Consider the following 25,397-nt stretch of genomic DNA (forward strand, 5'->3'; position numbering starts at 1 on the left):
GGTTTATATACCCTAATCGCTTATAAAAAGTTTATGAACTAACTTTTAGGAATATATATAGAAGCTGGAAGGGGGCGTGAGATGGGGTCGCCTGGGCGGACGCATTCGCGGGGCAAGCCCGCTCCTACAGGGGTTGCGTAGATTTTGTAGGCATGGGGAGCCTGGGCTGACGGATTCTGTATAGATCCTGTAGGAGCGGGCTTGCCCCGCGAATGCGATCGGCAATGCAATGCTGGAGGCTCAGCCCTGCGAGATGGTGGTGCCCAGAAACTTGCGCAAGAACTGCCGCGTACGCTCTTCCTTGGGGTTGGCAAACAGCGCCTTGGCTTCGCCCTGCTCGACGATCACGCCCTTGTCGAAGAAGATCACCCGGTTGGCCACGTCGCGAGCAAAGCTCATCTCGTGGGTAACGATGATCATGGTGCGCTTCTCCTCGGCCAGGCCGCGGATGGTCGCCAGCACCTCGCCGACCAGCTCGGGGTCGAGCGCCGAAGTCGGTTCGTCGAAGAGAATCACTTGCGGCTCCATGGCCAACGCCCGGGCGATCGCCACGCGTTGCTGCTGGCCACCGGACAAGCGCCGCGGGTAAGCATCTTCCTTGCCCGCCAAACCGACCTTGGCGAGCAACCGCCGGCCTGATTCGAGTGCCTTGTCGCGCGGGGTCTTCTTGACCACCAGCGGCCCTTCGATGACGTTCTCCAGCGCGGTGCGGTGGGGGAACAGGTTGAAGCTCTGGAAAACGAACCCGGCCTGCTGGCGCAGGCGGCGGATCGCACTTTGCTGGTTGCCCAGCGAGCGGTTGGCGTCGATGCTGATGTCGCCGATCTGGATGCGCCCGGCATCAGGCGTTTCCAGCAGGTTGAGGCAGCGCAGGAAGGTGGTCTTGCCCGAGCCGCTGGGGCCGATGATGGCAATCACTTCACCGGGCTGGACCGTCAGGCTGATGCCGTCGAGCACCGTCTGGCCCTTGAACTGCTTGCTCAGGCCTTCTACTACGATCATCTTCAGTGCTCCTGGTCATGCTGGTTGACCCGCGCTTCCATGCGGTTCTGGAAGTAGGCGAGGACCGAGCAGAGGATCCAGTAGACCACTGCCACGGCCAGGTACATGGTGAACACTTCGAAGGTGCGCGCGGTGATCAACTGGGCCTGGCGGAACAGTTCAGGCACCTGGATGGTCGCCGCCAAGGCGGTGTCCTTGACCAGCGAAATGAAGCTGTTGCCCAGCGGCGGCAGGGCAGTGCGCATGGCTTGCGGCAGGATCGCCCGGCGCATCGCCTGGCTGCGGGTCATGCCGATGCTGGCGCAGGCTTCCCACTGGCCCCGGTCAATCGAGGAAATCGCCGCACGCAGGATTTCACAGATGTACGCGGCCATGTTCAGCGACAGTCCAATCAGCGAGGCCGGGATCGGATCGAGTTCGATGCCGATCTGCGGCAAGCCGAAGTAGATCACGAACAACTGCACCAACAAGGGCGTACCGCGGAAGAACGACACGTAGATCCGCGCCAGCCAGTCCAACGGCAGGATCTTCGACAGGCGCATCAACGCCAGGGCGAAGCCCAGGAGCATGCCAAAGAACATGCCGCCCACGCTGAGCACGATGGTGTAGCCAGCGCCCTTCAGCAGGAAGGGCACCGAATCGACGACCAGTTGCAGGCTTTCTTCGATCATTTAGTCACGTCAGCGCCAAAGTACTTCTCGGACAGCTTGGCCAGGCTGCCGTCGGCCTTGAGCTTGTCCAGCGCCTTGTTGATCGCGTCGAGCAGTTCTGGCTCGCCTTTGCGCAGGGCCACGCCTGATTCCAGGCGGGAGAAGGCTTGGCCGGCGAGTTCGGTATCCTTGGCTTTCTGGGCGTACTCCAGCGCTGCCAGGCGGTCGATCAGGATCGCGTCGATGCGCCCGTTGCGCAGGTCGGCGAACTTGCTCGGGTCGTCTTCATAGGTGCGCACTTCGGCCTTGGGCACATCCTGCTTGACCCATTGCTCGTAGTTGGTGCCCAGGCCGACGCCGACTTTTTTGCCGGCCAGGTCCTGGGCGGTCTTGATATTCAGTTGCTCGGCCTTTTTCTTCAGGATCAGCGCCTGGATGCCAGACACCGTGTAGGGCTCGGAGAAGTCGTACTTCTTCTTGCGCTCATCGGAGATGGTCACCTGGTTGATCACTACGTCCAGGCGCTTGGAGTCGAGCGCTGCGAGGATGCCATCCCACTTGGTCGGCTGAATCTTGGCCTTGACCCCAAGCTCCTTGGCCAGCAGTTCGGACAGCTCAACCTCGAAGCCGGCGAGCTTGCCGTTTTCATCCTGGAAGCTGAACGGCGGGTAGGTACCTTCGAGACCGACACTGAGGACGCCTTTGTCCTTGATGGTCTGCAGCTGCTCGCCGGCAAATGCGTGGCTGAACAGGCCGGTGCCGAGCAGGATAGCCAGGCTGGCGTTGAGAAGCGGTTTGGCAAAATTCGACATGGCAGGGCCCCGCGCTTGGTGTGGAAGTAGTGGGTGGCGACTATAGGGTTGGCTCATATAGACCTGGAAATAATAAAAACGTCTTTTGTTATTTCTTTGTGGTCTTTTGTCATGAATCGGCAGCTTTGAGGGTAGGCCACGAATGCCGCTTGCGTCAGCACTGCTTATGCCCGACTTAGCGCAGGATGGAATAAAGCGTTGTTATTTCCAAGAGGCGGATTTGCCGTAGAGTAACTTGCACCGGCGGCGCCCACATATTTGTTTGTAGCGTGGAACCTCTTGGGCGCGAGCCTGCTCACACCCAGTGCCACGCCGCACTTCCAGAAAAATGCCGCCAGCCAGGAGAACACCGTGAGCGAACTACCATCCCCAGGGCATTGGCAATTGCACAACATCGTCAGCGGCTTGCGCGGTGCGCGTGAGCAGTGGCGCACCCGCAACGGGCGCAGCAGCGGCGAGCAGGGCGGGCGCGAGCTGCCGTCCCGTGAGGCCGTCAGGCACATCCTCGAACTGCTCTGCGGCGCCCTGTTCCCGATGCGCCTGGGTCCGGTCGACCTGCGTGAAGAGAGCGAAGACTTCTATGTCGGGCACACCCTGGACGCTGCGCTGACTGCGCTGCTGACCCAGGCGCGGCTGGAGCTGCGTTACGCGACGCGCCAGGGCAAGACCGACCTGACCGATGTCGACGCCCACGCGCTGCGCTTGATTCAGGACTTTGCCGCGGCATTGCCGGCGCTGCGCGTCCTGCTCGACACCGATGTGCTGGCCGCCTACCACGGTGACCCGGCGGCGCGCAGCGTCGATGAAGTGTTGCTGTGCTACCCGGGCATCCTGGCGATCATCCATCACCGCCTGGCCCATCACCTGTACCAGGCCGGACTGCCATTGCTGGCGCGTATCAGTTCGGAGCTGGCGCATTCGGCCACCGGCATCGATATCCACCCTGGCGCACAGATCGGCCCGAGCTTCTTCATCGACCACGGCACGGGTGTGGTCATCGGCGAGACGGCGATCATCGGCGAGCGGGTGCGTATCTACCAGGCTGTGACGCTAGGCGCCAAGCGCTTCCCGGCAGATGAATCTGGCACCCTGCACAAGGGCCATCCGCGCCATCCGATCGTTGAAGATGACGTGGTGATTTACGCTGGCGCGACTATTCTCGGGCGGATCACCATCGGCAAAGGATCGACCATTGGCGGTAATGTCTGGCTGACTCGCAGCGTGCCGGCCGAGAGCAATATTACCCAGGCCAATCTGCAGCTCGATTGTGAGGCCAAGCAGTAGCCAAAAGTGCCGGGGCAGAGCGTGGGAGCGGGCCTGCCCCGTGATAACGGTGGTGAATTCGCTAACGCTATCGCGGGGCAAGCCCGCTCCCACGTGTGTCACCCCAAGTCGCAATCAATAGCTATCCATGTTTAACTTGAACGCTTGTTCAATGTAAACGCTGGTCGCTGCCGGTGTTCAAAAGGAGGAAAAGCCTTTGCTGAACCCGTTCATTCCGAACCCATCGTCGTGCCCCGAGGTGCCCCTGAAATGAGTGCACCGTCAAACCCCTCCAGCCAGATCCGCATGAACCCTCCGGTGTTCTATTTCGCGGCGAGTTTCATCCTCATCTTTGGCGTGGTTGTCATCGCCAATCCGCAAGCCGCAGGCGACTGGTTACTCGCTGCACAGAACTGGGCGGCCAATACGGTCGGCTGGTACTACATGCTGGCGATGACCCTGTACCTGGTCTTCGTGGTGGTCACCGCCTTGTCCGGCTACGGCAAGATCAAGCTCGGTGCCGACCACGACGAACCCGAGTTCAGCTACCTGTCCTGGGCCGGCATGCTGTTCGCCGCCGGCATCAGCATCACGCTGTTCTTCTTCTGCGTCTCTGAACCGTTGACCCACATGCTCCAGCCGCCACAAGGCGAGGGCGGTACGGCCGAGGCCGGGCGGCAGGCGATGCAGGTACTGTTCCTGCACTGGGGCCTGCACGGCTGGGGCGTGTTCGCCTTTGTCGGCATGGCGCTGGCCTACTTCGCCTACCGTCACAACCTGCCGCTGGCGCTGCGCTCGGCGCTGTATCCACTGATCGGCAAGCGTATCAATGGCCCGATCGGCTACGCGGTGGATGGCTTCGGCATCATTGCCACGGTGTTCGGCCTGGGTGCCGACATGGGCTTTGGCGTGCTGCACCTGAATGCTGGCCTCGACTACCTGTTTGGCATCGACCACAGCCAGTGGGTACAGGTCATGCTGATCACCCTGATGATGGGCGCGGCCGTGGCCGTGGCGGTCGCCGGGGTCGAGAAGGGTGTGCGGGTGATGTCCGACATCAACCTGTTCCTGGCCTGTGCGCTGCTGCTGTTCGTGTTGTTCGCCGGGCCGACCCAGCACCTGTTCAACACCTTGATCCAGAACCTCGGTGACTACCTCGGGGCCTTGCCACGCAAGAGCTTCGACGTCTATGCCTATGGCGACAACCGCGACTGGCTGGGCGGCTGGACGGTGTTCTACTGGGCCTGGTGGATTGCCTGGTCGCCGTTCGTTGGGCTGTTCATCGCGCGTATTTCGCGCGGGCGGACCATCCGCGAGTTTGTCTTCGGCGTGCTGCTGATTCCGTTGGGCTTCACCCTGGCGTGGATGTCGATCTTCGGCAACAGCGCGCTGGACCAGGTGATCAATCACGGCATGACCGCGCTCGGCCAGTCGGCGCTGGATAACCCGTCGATGAGCCTGTACCTGCTGCTGGAGACCTACCCCTGGAGCAAGACGGTGATCGCCGTCACGGTGTTCATCAGCTTTGTGTTCTTCGTCACCTCCGCCGACTCAGGCACCGTGGTGCTCTCGACCTTGTCGGCCAAGGATGGCGCAGCTGATGAAGACGGGCCGAACTGGCTGCGAATCTTCTGGGGTGCGATGACCGCGCTGATCACCAGTGCGTTGCTCTTCGCCGGCAGCATCGACTCGTTGAAGTCAGCGGTGGTGCTCACCTCGCTGCCGTTCTCGATGATCCTGCTGTGCATGATGTGGGGCTTGCACAAGGCGTTTTACCTCGAGTCGCAGCGGCGCATTGCGCAGATGCACTCGCTGGCGCCGTTCGCCCAGACCCGCCGCGGCCGTGGTGGCTGGCGCCAGCGCCTGAGCCAGGCGGTGCACTTCCCGTCGCGGGACGAGGTGTACCGGTTCATGGATGACGTGGTGCGCCCGGCGATTGGCGAGGTGCGCGAGGTGTTCGAGCAGAAGGGCCTGGTGCTGATTACCCAGGATGACCCGAGCCACGACAACGTCAGCCTGAAGATCGGCCATGGCGAGGAGCAGCCGTTCATCTATCAGGTACAGATGCGCGGCTATTTCACGCCGTCGTTTGCCTTGGGTGGGTTGGGCTCGCAAGACCTGAAGAATCGCCGCTATTACCGGGCCGAGGTGCATCTGTCGGAGGGTAGCCAGGACTATGACCTGGTCGGCTACAGCAAGGAGCAGATCATCAACGACATCCTCGACCAGTACGAGCGGCACATGCAGTTCCTGCACATGGTCAGGTAGATCGCCGGAGCGGCGCGGCCCTGATGGGCTGCGTCGCTGCGAAACCCTGCAACTGACCTCCATCAGTACCCTTTTCTGAACCCTGATCTACGCTAACAGTCGCATCCCTCGAACCATTTGCGCGCAAGCAAGGAGCCCGCATGACGTTGAGGCGTCTACTGTCGGTCGTTTGTCTGGGGTTGTTGTTCATGTTGTCGGGGTGCGAGAAGGAAGTCTCGAGCCCGGAACTGCCTCGTGTCGGCGTACTGCAAGTCGAACCTACTGATTTCGCCGCCAAGGTCACCCTGACCGGCGACGTTCAAGCACGTGTCCAGACTGACCTGTCATTCCGCGTTGGCGGCAAGATCATCTCGCGCAGCGTCGATGTGGGCGACCACGTCAAGGCCAACCAGGTACTCGCCCGGCTCGACCCGAAAGACCTGCAGAACAATGTCGATACCGCCAAGGCCGAGGTGTTCGCGGCACAGGCGCGGGTCACCCAGACCAGCGCGGCGTTCGTTCGCCAGCAGAAACTGCTGCCCAAGGGGTATACCAGCCAGAGTGAATACGACTCCGCTCAAGCCGCCTTGCGCGGTAACCAGAGCGCGCTCAAGGCAGCCCAGGCACAACTGGCCAATGCCAAGGAACAACTCGGCTACACCGCGTTGGTGTCCGAGGCCGACGGAGTGATCACTGCGCGCCAGGCCGAAGTTGGCCAGGTGGTGCAGGCGACCATGCCAATCTTCAGTCTGGCTGTCGATGGCGACCGCGATGCGGTGTTCAACGTCTATGAATCCTTGCTGATCGCGCCGCCGAGCGATGAGGGAGTAATTGTCAGCCTGCTCGACGATCCAAAGGTCCAGGCCGAAGGCAAGGTCCGGGAAATCACCCCGACGGTTTCCGCCGAAAGCGGCACGGTGCAGGTCAAGGTAGCCTTGCGCAATGTGCCGGCCGGCATGCAACTGGGCTCGCCGGTCACCGCCACCGGCCGCACCCAGGGCAGGCCGAGCATCGAGCTGCCCTGGTCGGCCCTGACCAAGGCGCTCAAGGAGCCCGCCGTGTGGATTGTGGGCGAGGGCGACAAGGTTGAGTTGCGCAAGGTTCAGGTAGGCCGCTACCTGACCGGCAAGATCGTCATCGCTGATGGCGTCAAGGGTGGCGAGACTGTGGTGATCAGTGGTGCCCAGCTGCTGCACCCAGGCATGCAGGTAGAGAAGGTCGATGCCAAGGACGGAGGGGCCGCGCCATGAACCGCCTGTTGCTGATGTGCGCCTCCTGTCTGCTGCTGGCCGCCTGCGGCAGTGACGAAGAGAAACCCGAACCCATTCGCCCGGTGCTGTCGACGGTGGTGCAACCCCAGGTGCAGGCGCAACTGGGCCGCTTTGCCGGGAGCATCCAGGCACGCTACGAAAGCACCCTGGGCTTTCGCGTCTCAGGCCGCATTGCCCGGCGCTGGCTGGACGTGGGCGCCCGGGTCAACCCGGGCGATACCCTGGCAACCCTCGACCCTACCGACCAGCAAAACCAGCTGCGGGCTGCCGAGGGCGATCTGGCCCGGGTCCAGGCACAGTGGATCAACGCCCAGGCCAATGCCCGCCGCCAGCAGCAGCTGTACGACCGCGGCGTCGGCGCCCAGGCGCAACTGGACATCGCCCAGACTGACCTGAAAACCACCGGTGCGTCGCTGGAGCAGGCGCGCGCAGCGGTCAGCCAGGCTCGCGACCAACTCGACTACAGCACGCTGCGCAGTGACCACGCGGCGATTGTCACCGCCTGGCGCGCCGAGGCCGGGCAAACCGTCAGTGCCGGCCAGGAGGTAGTCACCCTGGCGCGGCCTGACGTCAAGGAAGCGGTGATCGACCTGCCGCTGCTGCTCGCCGAGCAACTGAGCAAGGGCCTGACCTTCACCGTCGCCTCGCAGCTCGACCCGAGCATCAATACCACCGCCACCTTGCGCGAACTGGAACCCCAGGCCGATGCCACCACCCGCACCCGTCGCGCCCGGCTGAGCCTGGCCCACACGCCTGACGCGTTCCATCTGGGCACCGCCATCAGCGTCACCCTGACGTCGATGGTGACCCCGCGCAGCGAGCTACCGCGCACCGCCCTGCTCGAACGCGACGGCAAGACCCAGGTGTGGGTCGTCGACCCGCAGCAAAAAACGGTCAGCGCCCGTGACGTCAGCCTGATCGAACGTACCGACAACAGCATTATCCTGGCGTCTGGCGTACAGCCCGGCGAGCGTGTGGTCACCGCTGGGGTCAACAGCCTCAAGCCCGGCCAGCAGGTCACTTTCGACGAGGAAGGACGATGAAAGGAAGCTTCAACCTGTCCGAATGGGCGCTCAAGCACCAATCCTTCGTCTGGTACCTGATGTTCGTCGGCCTGCTGATGGGCGTGTTCTCGTACTTCAACCTGGGCCGTGAAGAAGACCCGTCGTTCACCATCAAGACCATGGTGATCCAGACCCGCTGGCCCGGCGCGACCCAGGACGAGACGCTCTATCAGGTCACCGACCGCATCGAGAAGAAGCTCGAGGAACTCGACTCGCTCGACTACGTGAAAAGCTACACCCGCCCGGGTGAGTCGACGGTCTATGTGTACTTGCGCGATACCACCAAGGCCGGTGACATTCCGGACATCTGGTACCAGGTGCGCAAGAAGATCCAGGACATTCGCGGCCAGTTCCCGCAGGGCATCCAGGGCCCGGCCTTCAACGATGAATTCGGCGACGTGTTCGGCTCGATCTACGCCTTTACCGCCGACGGCCTGAGCCTGCGACAGTTGCGTGACTATGTCGAACAGGCCCGCGCCGAGGTCCGCGAAGTACCCAATATCGGTAAGATCGAGCTGGTTGGCACCCAGAACGAAGTGCTCTACCTGAATTTCTCGACCCGCAAGCTGGCCGCCCTGGGCATCGATCAGCGCCAGGTCATGCAGGCCCTGCAAGCGCAGAACACGGTGACCCCGGCCGGCGTGATCGAGGCCGGCCCGGAGCGTATTTCGGTGCGTACCACCGGCCAGTTCGCCTCCGAGAAAGACCTCGAAACGGTCAACCTGCGGATCAACGACCGCTTCTTCCGCCTGGCCGACATCGCCGATATCGAGCGCGGCTACAGCGACCCCCCGGCGCCGATGTTCCGCTACAACGGCCAGACCGCGATCGGCCTGGCTATCGGCATGAAAGCCGGCGGCAACATCCAGGTGTTTGGCGAGGCGCTCAAGCAGAAGATGGACAGCATCGTCAGCGAGCTGCCGGTAGGCGTTGGCGTACACACCGTGTCGGACCAGTCGGTGGTGGTCGAGGAGGCCGTCGGCGGCTTTACCAGCGCCCTGTTCGAGGCGGTGGTGATCGTGCTGGTGGTTAGCTTCATCAGCCTCGGCGTGCGCGCCGGGCTGGTGGTGGCCTGCTCGATTCCGCTGGTGCTGGCCATGGTCTTCGTGTTCATGGAATACAGCGGCATCACCATGCAGCGGATCTCGCTCGGCGCTCTGATCATCGCCCTCGGGCTGCTGGTGGATGACGCCATGATTACCGTGGAGGTGATGGTCACACGCCTGGAAATGGGCGAGAGCAAGGAGCAGGCGGCGACCTTCGCCTACACCTCGACCGCATTCCCGATGCTCACCGGCACCCTGGTGACCGTCGCCGGCTTCGTGCCGATCGGCCTCAATGCCAGTTCTGCCGGCGAGTACACCTACACCCTGTTTGCGGTCATCGCTGTGGCGTTGATCGTGTCGTGGGTGGTCGCCGTGTTCTTTGCGCCGGTATTGGGCGTGCATATCCTCAAGAGTGACAAGCTCAAGGCCCACGATGCCGAGCCTGGTCGGGTCGGCAGAAGCTTCGAGCACGGCCTGCTGTGGTGCATGCGCCACCGTTGGTTGACCATCATTGGCACCGTGTTGCTGTTTGCCCTGGCGCTGTTCAGCATGCGTTTCGTGCAGAACCAGTTCTTTCCGTCGTCCGACCGGCCGGAAATCCTCGTCGACCTCAACCTGCCACAAAATGCCTCGATCGAAGAAACCCGCAAGGCGGTCGATCGCCTCGAAGCGAAGATCAAGGACGACCCGGACCTGGTGCGCTGGAGTACCTACATCGGCCAGGGGGCGATTCGCTTCTACCTGCCGCTCGACCAGCAGCTGCAGAACCCGTACTACGCCCAGTTGGTGATCGTCAGCAAGGGCTTTGACGAGCGCGCAGGCTTGATGCAACGCCTGCAGAAGATCCTGCGAGAAGACTTCGTCGGCATCGGCAGCAACGTCCAGTCGCTGGAGATGGGCCCGCCGGTTGGGCGGCCGATCCAGTACCGGGTCAGTGGCAAGGACATCGATCAGGTGCGCAAGCACGCCATCGACCTGGCCACACTGCTCGACAACAACCCGCATATTGGCGAGATGATCTACGACTGGAACGAGCCGGGTAAGGTCTTGCGGGTCGAAATCGCCCAGGACAAGGCGCGGCAGTTGGGGCTGTCGTCTGAAGACGTGGCCAATGTGATGAACAGCATCGTCAGTGGCGTCCCGGTTACGCAGGTCAATGACAGCATCTACCTGATCGACGTGATCGCCCGCGCCGAGGACAGCGAGCGAGGCTCACCCGACACCCTGCAAAATTTGCAGATTCTCACCCCCAACGGCACCTCGATCCCGCTGCTGGCGTTTGCCACGGTGCGCTACGAGCTGGAGCAGCCGCTGGTCTGGCGCCGCGACCGTAAACCGACCATCACCCTCAAGGCCTCGGTCAACGGCGAGATCCAACCGACCGACCTGGTGGCCCAGCTCAAGCCCGACATCGATGCCTTTGCCAGCAAGCTGCCGCCCGGTTATGCCGTGGCTACCGGCGGTACGGTCGAGGAGAGCGGCAAGGCGCAGGGGCCGATTGCCAAGGTCATCCCGCTGATGTTGTTCCTGATGGCGACCTTCCTGATGATCCAGCTGCACAGCGTGCAGAAGCTGTTCCTGGTGGTCAGCGTGGCGCCCCTGGGGTTGATTGGCGTGGTCGTCGCGCTGGTGCCGACGGGCACGCCGATGGGCTTTGTGGCGATTCTCGGGATTCTCGCCCTGGCCGGGATCATCATCCGCAACTCGGTGATCCTCGTGACCCAGATCGACGAGTTCGAGGCCCAGGGCTACACGCCGTGGGACGCGGTGCTGGAAGCGACCAACCATCGCCGCCGGCCGATCCTGCTGACCGCGGCGGCGGCCAGCCTGGGCATGATCCCGATCGCCCGGGAAGTGTTCTGGGGGCCGATGGCCTACGCGATGATCGGCGGCATCATCAGTGCAACGCTGCTGACGTTGTTGTTCCTGCCGGCGCTGTATGTGGCCTGGTACAAGATCCGTGAGCCGCAGAAACAACCGGACTGACACCCGGCCCGTTCATCCTCATGCATGGCACCGGCTTTGCCGGTGTTCGCGGGGCAAGCCCGCTCCTACAGGATTTGCAGCACTCCACAACCCTGTAGGAGCGGGCTTGCCCCGGAGAGGCCATCCGCGTCAATAAATAAACTTTGGTTATATAAACATTCTTAAACAGTATTTTTAAGAATATCCGCGCCTCACTACTATGAGCCTCAAGCCAGGCGCAAACCCCCTTCAAACCCCTGCCCGGCACTTCACTCACAGGAGAACGAGCATGAGTGCATCTCTGCGTAGCATCGACGGTCAGGACGAAGCCACCATTCTGCGTGAGATCCAGAGCGCCCTGCGCGATCTGCGATTCGGTGCGGTGGAGATTACCGTGCACAACGCTCAGGTCGTACAGATCGAGCGCAAGGAGAAGTTCCGCCTGCAACAGCCCGGCAACAAGGCCGGCTGATACCGCCTCACCTACTAATTAGAAAAATGCCAATCGGGAGCTTCACCATGTCCATCCGCCGTTATGCGCTTGCCGCTCTGGCCAGTGCCGTTTTTGCCGGTTCCGCCATCGCCAAGGACTACGAACTGCTGAACGTGTCCTATGACCCGACCCGTGAGCTGTACCAACAGTACAACGCCGAGTTCATCAAGCACTGGCAGCAAGCTCACCCGGACGACAAGGTGAAGATCCAGCAATCCCACGGTGGCTCGGGCAAACAGGGCCGGGCAGTGATCGACGGCCTGCGCGCCGACGTGGTGACCCTGGCCCTGGCCGGCGACATCGACGAAATCGCCAAGCTCGGCAAGACCCTGCCGGACAACTGGCAGACCCGCCTGCCGGACGCCAGCACCCCGTACACTTCGACCATCGTCTTCCTGGTGCGCAAGGGCAACCCCAAAGGCATCAAGGACTGGGGCGACCTGGTCAAGAACGACGTTTCGGTGATCACGCCGAACCCGAAAACCTCCGGTGGTGCGCGCTGGAACTTCCTCGCCGCCTGGGCCTATGGGCTGAAATCCGGGGGTAGCGAAGACAAGGCCAAGGCCTACGTGCAAGAGCTGTTCAAGCATGTACCGGTGCTCGATACCGGCGCCCGTGGCTCGACCATCACCTTCGTCAACAACGGCCAGGGCGATGTGCTGCTGGCGTGGGAGAACGAAGCGTTCCTGGCGCTCAAGGAAGACGGCGGCGGCGACAAGTTCGAAATCGTCGTGCCTTCGCTGTCGATTCTCGCCGAGCCGCCGGTGGCCGTGGTCGACAAGAACGCCCAGAAAAAAGGCAACGAGCAGATCGCCGAGGAGTACCTCAAGCACCTGTACAGCCCGGCTGGGCAGAAGATCGCCGCAGAAAACTTCTACCGTCCACGTGACGAGAAAGTCGCTGCCGAGTTCGGCAAGCAATTCCCGAAACTTGAACTGGTGACCATCGACAAGGACTTCGGCGGCTGGAAGACTGCACAGCCCAAGTTCTTCAATGATGGCGGCGTGTTCGACCAGATCTACCAGGCTCAGTAATCGCTACTGTGTCTCACGGGAGTAACACCCTTCAGTAGCCTGCACGGGCCCGGGATTGATCCCGGGCTTCTTGCGTTCAACCAGGGACCTTTATGTCACGTCGTATTTCCCCCGTCATACCCGGCTTCGGGCTGACGCTGGGCTACACCTTGGTGTACCTCAGCCTGATCGTGCTGATACCGCTGGCGGCAATGTTCATTCATGCCTCGCAGCTGACCTGGGAGCAGTTCTGGAACATCATCAGTGCACCGCGGGTCATCGCTGCGCTGAAACTGAGTTTCGGCACCGCCCTGTTCGCCGCCATCATCAATGGCGTGATCGGCACCCTGCTGGCCTGGGTGCTGGTGCGCTATACCTTCCCCGGCCGCAAGATCATCGATGCGATGATCGACCTGCCGTTCGCCCTGCCGACGGCCGTGGCCGGTATCGCCCTGACGGCCCTGTACGCGCCGGCGGGCTGGGTTGGCCAGTTTGCTACCGACCTGGGCTTCAAGATCGCCTACACGCCACTGGGTATCACCTTGGCACTGACCTTTGTCACCCTGCCGTTCGTGGTGCGCACGGTGCAGCCGGTGCTCGCCGACATTCCCCGTGAGGTCGAAGAGGCTGCCGCCTGCCTGGGTGCCAAACCGTTGCAGGTGTTCCGCCACATCCTCGCGCCGGCGTTGCTGCCAGCCTGGTTGACCGGGTTTGCCCTGGCCTTCGCCCGTGGCGTCGGCGAGTACGGCTCGGTGATCTTCATTGCCGGCAACATGCCGATGAAGACCGAAATCCTGCCGCTGCTGATCATGGTCAAGCTCGACCAGTACGACTACACCGGCGCCACTGCCATCGGCGTCTTGATGCTGGTGGTTTCCTTCATCCTGCTGCTGCTGATCAACTTGCTGCAGCGGCGCATCGAAAAACCTTGAAGGAGGCCTAGTTCATGTCTAGTTCAACGCTTGGTGCCAGCGCCGCCGCCAACGCCGCACGCCGTGGCAGCGCCACTTCGCGGCGTGTGCTGATCGGCCTCGGCTGGCTGGTGTTCGCGCTGTTCCTGTTGTTGCCGCTGGTGATCGTCGTCTCGCAGGCACTGAAAAACGGCTTTGGCACGTTCTTCGAGGCAATCTTCGAGCCCGACGCCTTGTCCGCGCTGAAGCTCACCCTGCTCGCCGTGTTCATCTCGGTGCCGCTGAACCTGGTGTTCGGGGTCAGCGCCGCCTGGTGCGTGAGCAAGTACAACTTCCGCGGCAAGAGCATCCTGGTCACCCTGATCGACTTGCCGTTCTCGGTGTCGCCGGTGATCGCCGGTCTGGTCTACGTGCTGATGTTCGGCGCCCAGGGCCTGTTCGGGCCGTGGTTGCAGGACCACGACATCCAGATCGTGTTTGCCTTGCCGGGGATCGTCCTGGCGACCATCTTCGTCACCGTGCCGTTCGTGGCCCGTGAACTGATCCCGCTGATGCAGGAGCAGGGCACCCAGGAAGAAGAGGCCGCGCGCCTGCTCGGCGCCAACGGCTGGCAGATGTTCTGGCACGTGACCTTGCCCAATATCAAATGGGGGCTGATCTACGGCGTGGTGCTGTGTACTGCGCGGGCGATGGGCGAGTTCGGTGCGGTGTCGGTGGTGTCCGGGCATATCCGCGGGGTCACCAACACCTTGCCGCTGCACGTCGAAATCCTCTACAACGAGTACAACCACGTCGCGGCGTTCAGCGTGGCGAGCCTGCTGCTGATCCTGGCGCTCTTCATCCTGCTGCTCAAGCAGTGGAGCGAGAACCGTATTAACCGCCTGCGCCACAGCGCAGCGGAGGAATAATTCATGTCGATCGAAGTTCGTAACGTCAGCAAGCGCTTCAACAGCTTCCAGGCTCTGGACAACATCAACCTGGATATCCACAGCGGTGAGCTGGTGGCCCTGCTCGGCCCGTCCGGCTGCGGCAAGACCACCCTGCTGCGCATCATCGCCGGCCTCGAGACGCCGGATGACGGCAGCATCGTGTTCCACGGCGAGGACGTATCCGGGCATGACGTGCGTGATCGCAACGTCGGCTTCGTCTTCCAGCACTACGCGCTGTTCCGCCACATGAGTGTGTTCGACAACGTCGCCTTCGGCCTGCGCATGAAGCCCAAGGGCGAGCGGCCGAGCGAGAGCAAGATTGCCGAGAAGGTCCATGAGTTGTTGAACATGGTCCAGCTCGACTGGCTCTCCGACCGTTACCCCGAGCAGCTCTCTGGCGGTCAGCGCCAGCGTATTGCCCTGGCCCGTGCGCTGGCAGTCGAGCCCAAGGTGCTGCTGCTCGACGAGCCGTTCGGTGCGCTCGATGCCAAGGTGCGCAAGGAGCTGCGCCGCTGGTTGGCGCGGCTGCACGAAGACATCAACCTGACCTCGGTGTTCGTCACCCACGACCAGGAAGAAGCGATGGAAGTCGCCGACCGTATCGTCGTGATGAACAAGGGCGTGATCGAACAGATCGGCTCGCCGGGTGAGGTGTACGAGCAGCCGGCCAACGACTTCGTCTACCACTTCCTCGGTGACTCCAACCGCCTGGCGCTGAGCGAGGGCAACCATGTGCTGTTCCGCCCGCACGAGGTGTCGCTGTCGCGGCATGAGACCGAAGGCCACCATGCGGCCGAGGTGCGTGATATCCGGCCGCTTGGCGCGACTACCCGGGTTACCTTGAAGGTGGCGGGGCAGAGCGAGCTGATCGAGGCCGAGGTGGTCAAGGATCACGACAGCCTGACGGGCCTGGCGCGGGGGGAGACGTTGTTCTTCCGGCCGAAGGTGTGGCAGAAGGTGGCGGACATCTGAGCCGCTGAGTGAGTGACTGAAGAACCCGGGCCCTGGCTCGGGTTTTTTTATTGTCTGAAAGATTTTTGGGGCTGCTGCGCAGCCCATCTCGAGCGGTCCGGCGCCCCGGCAAGGCCGCTCCTACAGGGGGACGTGCAGCCTTGAGCCCGTCGTAGGCGCGGCCTTGTGTCGCGAAACGAGGGCGCAGCCCTCGCAGGATTTGATGCCTTACACGAATATTTAATATGCCACCAAAGCATGGCTTCGTAGCCCCCGCCCTAGAGCCCTTGAAATACGTGGCTTTGCAACGCGAGCTAAAATTCGTTATTCGATAACGATCTAGCTTTAATTTTAAACATTACTTTCAGAGATAAGCGTCTGGCACCGATGATTCAGCCACGAGGCCCACCCAAGGAGGGCCGAAGACCTGAATCAAGACCCCCAGGAGTTTGATCAATGGGTAATGTCCAGACGGCCGTCAGGGCCTACGACCAGCCATGGCGCCCGAACCCGGGCGACCTGGTCGAGCTTGGACGGACGCTTCGCCTGCCACTCGGCCAGCTGCGGCTGCAGCGCACGCCAGTCAGCGGCCTCAAGCGCCGCGATAAATGGGCGTTGGCCCTGCTGGTACTGGCCCTGCATGGCGCTGCGGCCTACTGGGTCAGCCAGACGCCGACCCCGCCGTTGCCAGTGGTGCCGCCGCAGATCCCGCCCATGACCATCGAGTTTGCCGCCCCTGCGCCACCGGTGGTCGAGCCGCCACCTCCCGCGCCGGCCCCGCCTGTAGTGGAGCCGCCACCGCCGCCGGTGGTCGACGAACTGGCCGCCAAGCCTGCGCCAAAACCGGTGCCCAAGCCCAAGCCCAAGCCGCCGACGCCAAAGCCGGTCGCCAAGCCCGAGCCAAAGCCGGTCGAGACGCCGCCACCGCCGGTAGCCGCGCCCGCGCCACCTGCACCGCCTGCGCCAAAGCCAGCCCCGGTCACGCCGCCTTCGGCCAACGCCGCCTACCTGAAGAACCCGGCGCCGGAGTACCCGCAGTTGGCCCAGCGCCGCGGTTGGGAGGGCACCGTGCTGTTGCGGGTCGAGGTCATGGCCAGCGGCAAGCCGGGGCAGATCCAGATCCAGAAAAGCAGCGGCCGCCAGGCGCTGGACGACGCCGCGCTGGCGGCGGTCAAGCGCTGGAGCTTCGTCCCGGCCAAGCAGGGCGACGTCGCTCAGTCCGGCTGGGTCAGCGTCCCCATCGATTTCAAGCTTCGTTAATACGCACCTGAACAGCACATCGACAGAACATAGGAAGACATCATCATGAGCCTGTTGGCATCCCCCCTCGAATCCGTTGAAAGCGCAGTCATCTGGCTGCTGGTTGGTTTCTCCGTCGTCACCTGGGGCCTGGCCTTGGTCAAGGTGGTGCAGTTCGTGCGCCTGAAGAACCAGGACAAACGCTTCCATCAGCAGTTCTGGGCTGCTTCGAGCCTGGATTCAGCGGCCGAAATCAGCCATGAGCTGCCTGGCCCTGCGGCGCGAGTGGCCCAGTCCGGTTACGCCGCGATCGCTGTCGGCGAGCCTGGACACGCCAGTGACCTGAGCCAGTCGATCAACCACCAGGACCGCCTCGAACGCGCCCTGCGCCAGCAGATCGTGCGTGAGCGGCGCTCGTTGGAAACCGGCCTGGCGGTAGTCGCCAGTATCGGCAGCACCTCGCCCTTTATCGGCCTGTTCGGTACGGTCTGGGGCATCATGGAAGCCCTCAAGGGGATCAGTGCGGCAGGTTCTGCCAGCCTGGAAACCGTTGCAGGTCCGATCGGTGCGGCGTTGGTCGCCACGGGCGTCGGTATTGCCGTCGCGGTGCCGGCGGTGCTGGTCTACAACTACTTCCTGCGTCGCCTCAAGCTGACGGCCGCCGACCTCGATGACTTTGCTCATGACTTCTACAGCCTGGCGCAGAAGAGTGCTTTCCGTGTACTGGTTCACCCGGCTACCCACCGGGCCCAGACCGGCTTCACCCAACCTGTGAAAGAGGCGTCCTGACATGGCTTTCTCGACCCAGGATAACGACGAAGTCCTCAGTGAAATCAACGTCACACCGCTGGTGGACGTCATGCTGGTGCTGCTGGTGGTGTTTATCGTCACTGCACCGCTGCTGACCAACGCCATCCCGATCAACCTGCCCAAGACCGAGGCCGTCGCGCCGGTCGAGCAGAAGGACCCGTTGGTGGTGAGTATCGATGGCGGCGGCAAGTTGTTTATCAACAAGGATGAGATCCAGCCGGACCTGCTGGAAACCAACCTCAAGGCGGCCAAGGCCAAGGACACTGAACTGCGTGTGCAATTGCAGGCCGACGATGGTGTGAATTACGGCGAGGTGGCGCGGGCGATGGCGGCGATCGAGCGCGCTGGGATTACCAAGCTGGCGGTGATTACTGCGCGTTAAACGGTGGATGTTTCTTCAGGCAAGTGCTTCAGGGCTGCTTCTCTCGACAGGGGGGTGGCCCTTTTTTTGGGTTTTTCATGGATTGGCGGGGCGATGGGGCTGGGCTCTGGGTTTGGTCTTGGTCTTGGTCTTGGTCTTGTGGGTTGGGGGCTTATCCGTTTGATGTGGTGGCGCCACTGGCCCCTTCCGCCCTTACGGCGGGTCACTTTTTTTCTTGGAAAAAAGTAACCAAAAACCGCTTGCTCCTGCATCCGGCCCCTACGCTGCGCTTCGGGGTTCCCTCGCTCCGGTCTTGCTCCGGGAGGACCGCGCTGTACGGCCCATCCTGGGCCTCAGCGCTTTCCGGCCATCCATGGCCTCCACCTCCCTACGCAAGACCTGCGCTCGGCCTCCTGAAGTCGCTGGTAGATCAAGAGCAAGATCAAGATCAACGGCCAGGGCAACGGCTGGCGAATCGCTGCGCTCTCGCTTTGTTTATTTAACAGCGGATTTGTGGGGTGGCTGGCAGGGCTGCGCCCTGCGATTTGCATTGGCTGTACCGGCCTCTTCGCGGGACAAGCCCGCTCCTACAGGGATTGCGCAGATTTTGAATTCGGCGAATCCTGTAGGAGCGGGCTTGCCCCGCGAAGAGGCCCGAATATCCACCACCCACGCCACTATCAAAAACAACGCCAGCCCAGACACCGCCCGTAACTTCGCGACTTCAGGAGACCGGAGCGAGGGGACCCGCAGCGCAGCGGAGGGCCGGATGCAGGAGCAGGCGGTTTTTGGTTACTTTCTTCCAAGAAAAAAAGTGACCCGCCGTAAGGGCGGAAGGGGCCGGTGGCGCCACCACATCAAATGGATAAGCTCGCAATGCCTGAGCCAGCCAGCCAAGCCAAGCCCCGTCCAACCCTATAAAAGCGCCCTTGCCCCGCGAGGACACCGTCACAGTCACACCAAGCAAATGGTTATTAACAAATAGCTTCTTATTCCTTTACGAATATAACTCCCTCCCTATACTGGTCTCCAAGCACGCAAACTTAGGGAGGCGTCCCCATGCGCAATGAGTCGATTCGTTACCTGATTGTGCCGGGCTGGCAAGGATCGCCAGACAACCATTGGCAGAGTCACTGGCAGCGCAGCCTGCCCAACAGCGCCCGGGTCGAGCAGCACGATTGGCTTACCCCGCTGCGCCGCGATTGGGTTCAGGCACTCGAGCAGGCGATCGCCGCCGACAGCTCGCCGGTGATTCTCATCGCCCATAGCCTGGGCTGCATCACCGTCGCGCATTGGGCGGCAACGGCCAGCCCGGCGCTGCTCGCGCGCGTGCGCGGCGCCTTGCTGGTGGCCCCGGCAGATGTCGAGCGGCCGACCTGCGCGCCGGCACTGCGCAATTTTGCCCCGATCCCGCTGCAGCCCTTGCCGTTTCCCAGCCAGGTGGTCAGCTCCGACAACGACCCGGCGGTCAACGTCCCACGGGCGCTGTACCTGGCCCAGTCGTGGGGCGCCGAGGCAGGACTGCTGGCCAACGCTGGGCACATCAACGTCAAGTCCGGTCATGAGCGGTGGGAGCAGGGCTTTGCCTACCTCTACCGTCTGCAGAGTCGGATCGAGCACCACACGCTGCGCCGAGCCTGATCCGGCGGTTTCTACTGAATACCCAGACGCCCGGCCGGCAGCGGCCCCGGGCGGGAGTTTGTCATGACTTTTCACGCCCCATTCGGCCAGCCCATGCTGACCTTCCCCGAGCTGGATAAAAGCCCGCTGAGCATCCGCGCCAAGGCGCTGGTGTTCGTCGATCCGCGCTCGCAACAGCTACGCCAGGCCCTCGAACGCCTGGCGCCGCAGCCGCTGCCGGTGCTGATCCGCGGTGAGACCGGCACTGGCAAGGAGTTGCTGGCGCGGCAGATTCATCGCGCCAGCGACCGTGCCGGGCTGTTCGTTTCGGTCAATTGCGCGGCGATCAGCCACACCTACGCGGATGCCGAACTGTTCGGCTACAGCGCCGGCAGCCATGGCGGCACGGCCAGCAGCCGCGCTGGCTGGTTCGGTTCGGCCAATGGCGGCACGCTGTATCTGGACGAGATCGCCGATCTGCCGCTGGCCATTCAGGGCAAGCTGCTGGCGGCGCTGGAAAATCGTGAGGTCACTCGGGTCGGGGCTTCGCATCCGCAGCCGGTGGACGTGCGCCTGGTCGCCGCCTCCAGTATCGATCTGGCGCAGGCGGTGCGGGCCGGGCTGTTCAACGAACGCCTGTATCACTACCTGAACGAGGGTGAGCTCGAGTTGCCGGCACTGCGTGAACGGGTTGGCGATATCCTGCCGCTGGCAGAATACTTTGTCGGTATCTACAGTGCGCGCCTCGAGCGTACCGTGCCGCTGATCAGCGACCAGGCCCAGCAGGCGCTCGAGGCCCACCGCTGGCCGGGCAATACCCGCGAGCTGGAGAACGTCATTCACTTCGCCCTGCTGGTCAGCGAGGGTGAGGAGATTCTTCCCGAGCATCTCGACCTGCCAGATACCGCACCCTTGACCAGCCTGGCCGGGCAGTTGGGGCAACTGGCGCGTAGCCGTGAGCCGGAAACCGCTACAGCGCTACGCCGCTTGCTGGAGCAGACCTTGGCCCAGCTTCCCGCAGAGCTGTAGGAATTTGGCATAAGCAGCTAAGTAAAAGATATTGTTCCGGCATAAGAAATCCCGGTATCGTCCGCGTCACGCCCAGCGCAGCGCTGGGCACCCCACATTGCCATCGCCGATGGCCCAGCTTGATTAAGGATCACCATGAAGAAATCCCTGCTGACCGCGGCCCTGGCTGCTGCCCTGTCGTTGACTGGCGTGGCCCACGCGGCGGAAAAACTGATCGTTGCCGCTACCCCGGTGCCGCACGCCGAGATTCTCGAGCTGATCAAGCCGACCCTGGCCAAAGAAGGCGTCGACCTCGAGATCAAGGTCTTCACTGATTACGTTCAGCCGAACGTGCAGGTCGACCAGAAGCGTCTGGACGCCAACTACTTCCAGACCCTGCCGTACCTGAAGAGCTTCAACGAAGGCAAGGGCACTCACCTGGAAACCGTGATTGGCGTGCACGTCGAACCCTTCGGCGGCTACTCCAAGAAGATCAAGAACCTCAGCGAGCTGAAAGATGGCGCAACCGTTGCCATTCCTAACGAAGGCAGCAACAGCGGCCGTGCCCTGATCCTGCTGCAGAAGGCTGGCCTGATCACCCTGAAAGATCCGAAGAACGCTCTGGCGACGCCGAAAGACATTGCCTCGAACCCGAAGAACCTGAAGTTCAAAGAGCTGGAATCGGCCATGCTGGCGCGTGTGCTTGACCAGGTCGACCTGGACATGATCAACACCAACTATGCGCTGGAAGCGGGTCTGAACCCGGCCAAGGACGCGCTGGTAATCGAAGGTGCTGATTCGCCTTACGTGAACTTCCTGGTGGCGCGTCCTGATAACAAGGACAGCGAAGCCATTCAGAAGCTGGCCAAGGCGCTGACCAGCCCTGAGGTGAAGGCCTTCATCGCCAAGAAGTACAGCGGTGCGGTGTTGCCGGCGTTTTGATGCGCGTGAGTGGAAGTGCTAGAAGAAGCCGACGCAGTTGCGTCGGCTTTTTTTGTGCTGTCAGTGATGGCCTCCTCGCGGGGCAAGCCCGCTCCTACAAGGTTTGCGTGGGGCATGTGATCGGGCCATAGCCGGATCCTGTAGGCGCGGGCTTGCCCCGCGAAGAGGCCATCACTGACGCGCAATCAATCACTTGGCCGGCACCAACCTCAAGGTACTGCGCGCCGGGATCACCCCCAGCTGCGCCCGCTGGTACCGCCCCTCGATGTAATCCTCTGCCTGATCGCGATAATGCCGATCAAACGGCACCCCACTTTGCCCAACCGGATTGATGCTCAGCGCCTGACCAACATCGGCAAAATCGATCACCCGTCGGGTGGAGGGTCCATACGTCACCGGCCATGGCGCAGGGCCGATCTTGGCCGAGAGGTTATTCGGCACTTCGTGGCTTCCCGGCGCGGCAAACGGGCCGACGTTGAACAACAGGTTCAACGGCTTCTGCACCCCCAGCGGATGATTGTGCGTCAGCGTGTGCGCCTTGCCCCACTGCCAGCTAGCCGGGTCCTTGCCGAACGTCTCGCGCAGATGCGCCAGGCTCTTGCCCCAGGCTTCACGGACGATGGCCGTGCGGTCGCTGCGTTGATTGCCGCCGCGGGTGTCCCACCAGGGCGAGTCGGCATCGGCCGCCAGCCGCGGCAGCGCGGCGTCGATGGCCCGCGTGCTGATCAGCACCGGAAACCAGCTGTCGCCCAACTCATCGTGCAGCGCCGCATAGGCCAGCTCATACAGGAACTGGTTGAACAGGGTGGCGCTGGTCGAGTCCAGCGGATAATCGCCGCGCCACGCCGCCAGTTGCTCGACCAGTTCCTGTTCCTGTTCACCTTCGGCAATCGCGCGCAGGGTCGCCAGCAGCGCTGCCAGGGTGCGCGGGCCGTAGTCGTTGCTGGTGTCCAACTGCAGTGCCTGGCTGCTCTGCACATCCCACTTGATCTCAGGATTGGCCAACTGCCGGTCGAGCTGGCGGCCGCGATCGGCCAGGTTGTAGTAGCCCGGTACCGGGACACTGGCAGGCGGCTGGTAGTTGGCCGAAACGATGTAGCCGCTGGCGGGGTTTACCTGCTGTGGATTGACGCTGAAGGGGTAGAAACCGAGCTTGCGTGCCTGGCCGCTACTGCCATCGAGGATGAACGCAGGGTTGACCCCCTCCGGACGGATCGGCAACTGCGCAGCTGCCCACCAGCCGATATCGCCGCGCGCATTGGCCCAGACCAGATTCAGCCCGGGTGACTGGATCTTCACCGCCGCCAGGCGCATCTTCGCCACAGTGTCGGCCCGGTTGAGCTGATAGAAGCCTTCGAGCAGTGGGTTCTCGGTTTCCAGAAATGCCCACCACATGGCGATCGGCGTGGTTCCGCCACTCTCGCCGAGCACGCTGTTGACGATCGGCCCGTGGGCTGAGCGGCGCAGGGTGATATCGACTGGGGCCTCGCCCTTGACCCTGATCTGCTGTTGGCTGGTTTCCAACGGCTGCCACTGGCCATCGATCAGCACCTGATCGGCATTTGTTGGGTGTGGTTTCTCGGCGATCAGGTCGACATCGTCGTTCTGGAACATGGTCAGGCTCCAGCCGAAGTCGCGGTTGTGGCCGAGCAGGGCGAACGGGTTGAGCGCCTGGAAATAGCCATAGAGGTTGAAGCCGGGCGCCGACAGTTCAGCTTCGTACCACACCGCCGGGACGGCAAAGCCGATATGCGGGTCGCCGGCCAGCAGGCTGCTGCCGCTGCGGGTGCGATCGGGCGAAATTGCCCAGGCGTTGCTACCTTCGAACTGGCCAATGCCGGCTTCGCGCAGGGCGTCGCTGCTGAGCCGGGCCAGTTGCTCCAGGTTACGCCAGTCGGCGGCCGCCAATGGCGTGCCGAGCGCACCCTCGGGCTGCCATTCGAGGTCGAAGATTTTCAGGTAGTCGGCGCCCAGATGGTCGCGAATGTAGGTCAGTGCCGGCTCGGTACGAAACGCTGCGGCGAAGCTGTAGGCGAGGTAGCCGGCGATGCTCAGTGTGTCCTCAGCGGTGAACGGGCGCGGCGCGATGCCAAGCAGGTCGAACTCGATCGGCTTGGGATGGCTGGCCTGCCATTGATTGACGCCATCCAGATAGGCCTGCAAGCCTTGCCAGGCCGGCCCCTGATGGTCTTGGCGCTGAGCCATGCGCGCAGCTTGTTCGCGAATGCGCAGGCTGCGGAACAGCGTATCGGTGGGCACCAGCTTGCTGCCCAGCACTTCAGCCAGTTCGCCGCGGGCCAGTCGACGCAGGATCTCCATCTGGAACAAGCGATCCTGGGCGTGCACATAGCCCAGCGCGCGGTACAGGTCGGTTTCGTTCTGCGCCTGGATATGCGGCACACCGCGTTCGTCGTAGCGCACGCTGACCGGCGCCTGCAGGCCGTTGACGGTCAGCTCGCCCTGGCGCTGCGGCTGTTTGCCTTGCACGTACCAATAACCGCCGCCAGCGGCCACGGCAATGATGACAATGGCCAGCAGGGTGAGGCTGCGTTTCATCGAGACTCCTTGTGCATTCGAACGCAAACGGTGGTCAGATCATCGACGGATTCGCGAACAGAGCATAGCCCTCGAAAGGAGTTTCCATGTCCCTCAGCGAAAAACAGAAAATGCTCAGCGGTCAGCTCTACCACGCCGGCTGCCCCGAGCTGCAAGCCGAACAGACTGCCAACCGGCATTGGATGCAGCGTTACAACTACAACGTCGAGTTGCTCAACGAAGACCGCTACGCATTGCTCGCCGAACACTTTGCCAGTGTCGGCGAAAGCGTGGTGATCCGCCCGCCGTTCTTCTGCGACTACGGTTACAACATCACGGTCGGTGCCAACACCTTCATCAACTTCAACTGCGTGATTCTCGATGTACTGCCAGTGCACATCGGCGCGGATTGCCAGATTGCGCCCTCGGTGCAGATCTATACCGCTGACCACCCTCTTGACCCAACGGTGCGCCGCACCGGCCTGGAAAGCGGTCGGCCGGTGAACATTGGCAACAATGTCTGGATCGGTGGTGGGGCGATCATTCTGCCCGGGGTGAGCATTGGCGATGATGCAGTGGTCGGCGCAGGCAGCGTGGTGACCCGTGATGTGCCTGCGGGTGCGGTGGTGGTGGGCAACCCGGCCAGGGTGCGTCAGCCTGCCCAGGGGCAGTAGCAGCCCACAGCCAAGGTGTTGGAGGCATTCACCTTGCGGTCTTCAAGCAGCGCCTTGAGCACCGGCTCGATGAAGCTGTTGTTCGAGTTGCACACCGCACCTTCGCTGTAGGGTCCGAAGTAGGCCAGCCGGCCCTGGCGGTCCCAGATCGCCACGGCTGGGGATGCGGGCAGGTGCTCGCTACCAGGCAAGTGGGCGATGGCATTGAGGCTGGTCAGGTTCGCCGGCAGCTGGCCGTGGCTGCCGGGCTTCTGCACCAAGTGGAAGCTGACACCTAACGGGGTGAAGTGCTCGATCAATTCGCCCAGGTGTTGCTGGTTGCCGACATTGCAGGGGCAGGCCGGGTCCCAGAAATGCACTACGCGGATCGGCCCGGGGCCGGCGAGTTCGGTGGGCAGGCGCAGTTGGCTGCCATCGAAGAAGGTGGTCTGGTTGTCGAACGGGCGCAGGTAGCGCGCCTGGAAGCTGTCGTAGGCCAGCCAGAGGAGGGCGGTGCCGGCCAGAACGGCGAGTACCGTGCATAGCGGTTTGATGATTCGCTTATTCATGGATATCCGCTCCCACAGGGGAGCGATGTTGCTCATTCGAAGG

At 62.6% G+C, this 25,397-nt stretch carries 22 protein-coding genes; 17 read left to right on the plus strand and 5 right to left on the minus strand.

Annotated elements, in window-relative coordinates:
* Nucleotides 1–240: 240 nt before the first annotated feature.
* Genes tcyN through tcyJ form a run of 3 tightly spaced genes read right to left on the minus strand, consistent with a single transcriptional unit; the run spans nt 241 to nt 2,464 of the window.
* Nucleotides 241–1,002: an L-cystine ABC transporter ATP-binding protein TcyN gene (gene tcyN / locus J3B00_RS03375; RefSeq protein WP_209863760.1), complete on the minus strand. Its 762-nt coding sequence runs from the start codon at nt 1,000–1,002 to the stop codon at nt 241–243.
* Between the two features lie 2 nt (nt 1,003–1,004).
* Nucleotides 1,005–1,673 (minus strand): cystine ABC transporter permease, encoded by a 669-nt coding sequence (gene tcyL, locus J3B00_RS03380; RefSeq protein ID WP_209863764.1) that lies wholly within the window; start codon nt 1,671–1,673, stop codon nt 1,005–1,007.
* Entirely contained in the window at nt 1,670–2,464 is a 795-nt protein-coding gene (gene tcyJ / locus J3B00_RS03385; protein ID WP_209863767.1) for a cystine ABC transporter substrate-binding protein, read from the minus strand. The genes tcyL and tcyJ overlap by 4 nt, the downstream gene beginning before the upstream one ends.
* Nucleotides 2,465–2,815: 351 nt before the next feature.
* Between tcyJ and epsC the strand changes: the two genes are divergently transcribed.
* The 16 genes from epsC (at nt 2,816) to J3B00_RS03465 (ending at nt 21,597) form a co-directional block, all read left to right on the plus strand.
* On the plus strand, nt 2,816–3,748 hold the full coding sequence (gene epsC, locus J3B00_RS03390) for a serine O-acetyltransferase EpsC (RefSeq protein WP_209863772.1): 933 nt from the start codon (nt 2,816–2,818) through the stop codon (nt 3,746–3,748).
* Between the two features lie 285 nt (nt 3,749–4,033).
* Nucleotides 4,034–5,995 carry a choline transporter BetT gene (betT, locus tag J3B00_RS03395; protein WP_209874558.1) on the plus strand — a complete coding sequence of 654 codons (1,962 nt, stop codon included), beginning with the start codon at nt 4,034–4,036 and terminating at the stop codon, nt 5,993–5,995.
* A gap of 140 nt (nt 5,996–6,135) precedes the next feature.
* Nucleotides 6,136–7,224, plus strand: coding sequence for an efflux RND transporter periplasmic adaptor subunit (locus J3B00_RS03400; protein WP_209863775.1), 1,089 nt, complete (start codon nt 6,136–6,138; stop codon nt 7,222–7,224).
* Nucleotides 7,221–8,288, plus strand: coding sequence for an efflux RND transporter periplasmic adaptor subunit (locus J3B00_RS03405; RefSeq protein WP_209863778.1), 1,068 nt, complete (start codon nt 7,221–7,223; stop codon nt 8,286–8,288). The genes J3B00_RS03400 and J3B00_RS03405 overlap by 4 nt, the downstream gene beginning before the upstream one ends.
* A complete protein-coding gene (locus J3B00_RS03410) occupies nt 8,285–11,341 on the plus strand; it encodes an efflux RND transporter permease subunit (RefSeq protein WP_209863781.1) in 3,057 nt (1,018 codons plus the stop codon). The genes J3B00_RS03405 and J3B00_RS03410 overlap by 4 nt, the downstream gene beginning before the upstream one ends.
* Nucleotides 11,342–11,609: 268 nt before the next feature.
* Nucleotides 11,610–11,792: a sulfur starvation response protein OscA gene (oscA, locus tag J3B00_RS03415; protein WP_016712582.1), complete on the plus strand. Its 183-nt coding sequence runs from the start codon at nt 11,610–11,612 to the stop codon at nt 11,790–11,792.
* Between the two features lie 47 nt (nt 11,793–11,839).
* Nucleotides 11,840–12,847, plus strand: coding sequence for a sulfate ABC transporter substrate-binding protein (locus J3B00_RS03420; protein ID WP_209863784.1), 1,008 nt, complete (start codon nt 11,840–11,842; stop codon nt 12,845–12,847).
* 92 nt (nt 12,848–12,939) lie between these two features.
* Entirely contained in the window at nt 12,940–13,758 is an 819-nt protein-coding gene (gene cysT, locus J3B00_RS03425; RefSeq protein WP_209863788.1) for a sulfate ABC transporter permease subunit CysT, read from the plus strand.
* Nucleotides 13,759–13,772: 14 nt separating this feature from the next.
* On the plus strand, nt 13,773–14,645 hold the full coding sequence (gene cysW, locus J3B00_RS03430; protein WP_209863793.1) for a sulfate ABC transporter permease subunit CysW: 873 nt from the start codon (nt 13,773–13,775) through the stop codon (nt 14,643–14,645).
* Nucleotides 14,646–14,648: 3 nt separating this feature from the next.
* On the plus strand, nt 14,649–15,638 hold the full coding sequence (locus J3B00_RS03435) for a sulfate ABC transporter ATP-binding protein (protein ID WP_209863796.1): 990 nt from the start codon (nt 14,649–14,651) through the stop codon (nt 15,636–15,638).
* 435 nt (nt 15,639–16,073) lie between these two features.
* Nucleotides 16,074–16,877 (plus strand): energy transducer TonB, encoded by an 804-nt coding sequence (locus tag J3B00_RS03440; RefSeq protein ID WP_209863799.1) that lies wholly within the window; start codon nt 16,074–16,076, stop codon nt 16,875–16,877.
* Between the two features lie 45 nt (nt 16,878–16,922).
* Entirely contained in the window at nt 16,923–17,645 is a 723-nt protein-coding gene (locus tag J3B00_RS03445) for a MotA/TolQ/ExbB proton channel family protein (RefSeq protein ID WP_209863802.1), read from the plus strand.
* A gap of 1 nt (nt 17,646) precedes the next feature.
* Nucleotides 17,647–18,048, plus strand: coding sequence for a biopolymer transporter ExbD (locus J3B00_RS03450; RefSeq protein ID WP_119147001.1), 402 nt, complete (start codon nt 17,647–17,649; stop codon nt 18,046–18,048).
* A gap of 1,038 nt (nt 18,049–19,086) precedes the next feature.
* Nucleotides 19,087–19,668 carry an alpha/beta hydrolase gene (locus J3B00_RS03455; protein ID WP_209863805.1) on the plus strand — a complete coding sequence of 194 codons (582 nt, stop codon included), beginning with the start codon at nt 19,087–19,089 and terminating at the stop codon, nt 19,666–19,668.
* A gap of 63 nt (nt 19,669–19,731) precedes the next feature.
* Nucleotides 19,732–20,676, plus strand: a complete 945-nt coding sequence (locus J3B00_RS03460) for a sigma 54-interacting transcriptional regulator (RefSeq protein ID WP_209863809.1) — start codon at nt 19,732–19,734, stop codon at nt 20,674–20,676.
* Between the two features lie 135 nt (nt 20,677–20,811).
* Nucleotides 20,812–21,597, plus strand: coding sequence for a MetQ/NlpA family ABC transporter substrate-binding protein (locus tag J3B00_RS03465; protein ID WP_209863812.1), 786 nt, complete (start codon nt 20,812–20,814; stop codon nt 21,595–21,597).
* Nucleotides 21,598–21,786: 189 nt separating this feature from the next.
* Here the strand turns inward: J3B00_RS03465 and J3B00_RS03470 are convergent, their stop codons facing one another.
* Nucleotides 21,787–24,153, minus strand: coding sequence for a penicillin acylase family protein (locus J3B00_RS03470; protein WP_209863816.1), 2,367 nt, complete (start codon nt 24,151–24,153; stop codon nt 21,787–21,789).
* Nucleotides 24,154–24,239: 86 nt separating this feature from the next.
* On the opposite strand from J3B00_RS03470, the gene J3B00_RS03475 reads away from it, so the two are divergent.
* Nucleotides 24,240–24,806, plus strand: a complete 567-nt coding sequence (locus J3B00_RS03475) for a sugar O-acetyltransferase (protein ID WP_209863819.1) — start codon at nt 24,240–24,242, stop codon at nt 24,804–24,806.
* On the opposite strand, the gene J3B00_RS03480 is transcribed toward J3B00_RS03475, so the two are convergent.
* Complete coding sequence (locus tag J3B00_RS03480) at nt 24,785–25,354, minus strand: DUF6436 domain-containing protein (RefSeq protein ID WP_209863822.1); 570 nt, start codon at nt 25,352–25,354, stop codon at nt 24,785–24,787. The two genes, J3B00_RS03475 and J3B00_RS03480, sit on opposite strands and share 22 nt — an antisense overlap.
* Between the last annotated feature and the right edge of the window lie 43 nt (nt 25,355–25,397).

Source organism: Pseudomonas sp. BP8, assembly GCF_017875955.1.
Taxonomy (GTDB): domain Bacteria; phylum Pseudomonadota; class Gammaproteobacteria; order Pseudomonadales; family Pseudomonadaceae; genus Aquipseudomonas.

Coding starts and splice junctions, on each gene's coding strand:
- tcyN (WP_209863760.1), bottom strand. CDS start 1,002: ATGATCGTAGTAGAAGGCCTGAGCAAGCAGTTCAAGGGCCAGACGGTG.
- tcyL (WP_209863764.1), bottom strand. CDS start 1,673: ATGATCGAAGAAAGCCTGCAACTGGTCGTCGATTCGGTGCCCTTCCTG.
- tcyJ (WP_209863767.1), bottom strand. CDS start 2,464: ATGTCGAATTTTGCCAAACCGCTTCTCAACGCCAGCCTGGCTATCCTG.
- betT (WP_209874558.1), top strand. CDS start 4,034: ATGAACCCTCCGGTGTTCTATTTCGCGGCGAGTTTCATCCTCATCTTT.
- J3B00_RS03400 (WP_209863775.1), top strand. CDS start 6,136: ATGACGTTGAGGCGTCTACTGTCGGTCGTTTGTCTGGGGTTGTTGTTC.
- J3B00_RS03405 (WP_209863778.1), top strand. CDS start 7,221: ATGAACCGCCTGTTGCTGATGTGCGCCTCCTGTCTGCTGCTGGCCGCC.
- J3B00_RS03410 (WP_209863781.1), top strand. CDS start 8,285: ATGAAAGGAAGCTTCAACCTGTCCGAATGGGCGCTCAAGCACCAATCC.
- oscA (WP_016712582.1), top strand. CDS start 11,610: ATGAGTGCATCTCTGCGTAGCATCGACGGTCAGGACGAAGCCACCATT.
- J3B00_RS03420 (WP_209863784.1), top strand. CDS start 11,840: ATGTCCATCCGCCGTTATGCGCTTGCCGCTCTGGCCAGTGCCGTTTTT.
- cysT (WP_209863788.1), top strand. CDS start 12,940: ATGTCACGTCGTATTTCCCCCGTCATACCCGGCTTCGGGCTGACGCTG.
- cysW (WP_209863793.1), top strand. CDS start 13,773: ATGTCTAGTTCAACGCTTGGTGCCAGCGCCGCCGCCAACGCCGCACGC.
- J3B00_RS03435 (WP_209863796.1), top strand. CDS start 14,649: ATGTCGATCGAAGTTCGTAACGTCAGCAAGCGCTTCAACAGCTTCCAG.
- J3B00_RS03440 (WP_209863799.1), top strand. CDS start 16,074: ATGGGTAATGTCCAGACGGCCGTCAGGGCCTACGACCAGCCATGGCGC.
- J3B00_RS03445 (WP_209863802.1), top strand. CDS start 16,923: ATGAGCCTGTTGGCATCCCCCCTCGAATCCGTTGAAAGCGCAGTCATC.
- J3B00_RS03450 (WP_119147001.1), top strand. CDS start 17,647: ATGGCTTTCTCGACCCAGGATAACGACGAAGTCCTCAGTGAAATCAAC.
- J3B00_RS03455 (WP_209863805.1), top strand. CDS start 19,087: ATGCGCAATGAGTCGATTCGTTACCTGATTGTGCCGGGCTGGCAAGGA.
- J3B00_RS03460 (WP_209863809.1), top strand. CDS start 19,732: ATGACTTTTCACGCCCCATTCGGCCAGCCCATGCTGACCTTCCCCGAG.
- J3B00_RS03465 (WP_209863812.1), top strand. CDS start 20,812: ATGAAGAAATCCCTGCTGACCGCGGCCCTGGCTGCTGCCCTGTCGTTG.
- J3B00_RS03470 (WP_209863816.1), bottom strand. CDS start 24,153: ATGAAACGCAGCCTCACCCTGCTGGCCATTGTCATCATTGCCGTGGCC.
- J3B00_RS03475 (WP_209863819.1), top strand. CDS start 24,240: ATGTCCCTCAGCGAAAAACAGAAAATGCTCAGCGGTCAGCTCTACCAC.
- J3B00_RS03480 (WP_209863822.1), bottom strand. CDS start 25,354: ATGAATAAGCGAATCATCAAACCGCTATGCACGGTACTCGCCGTTCTG.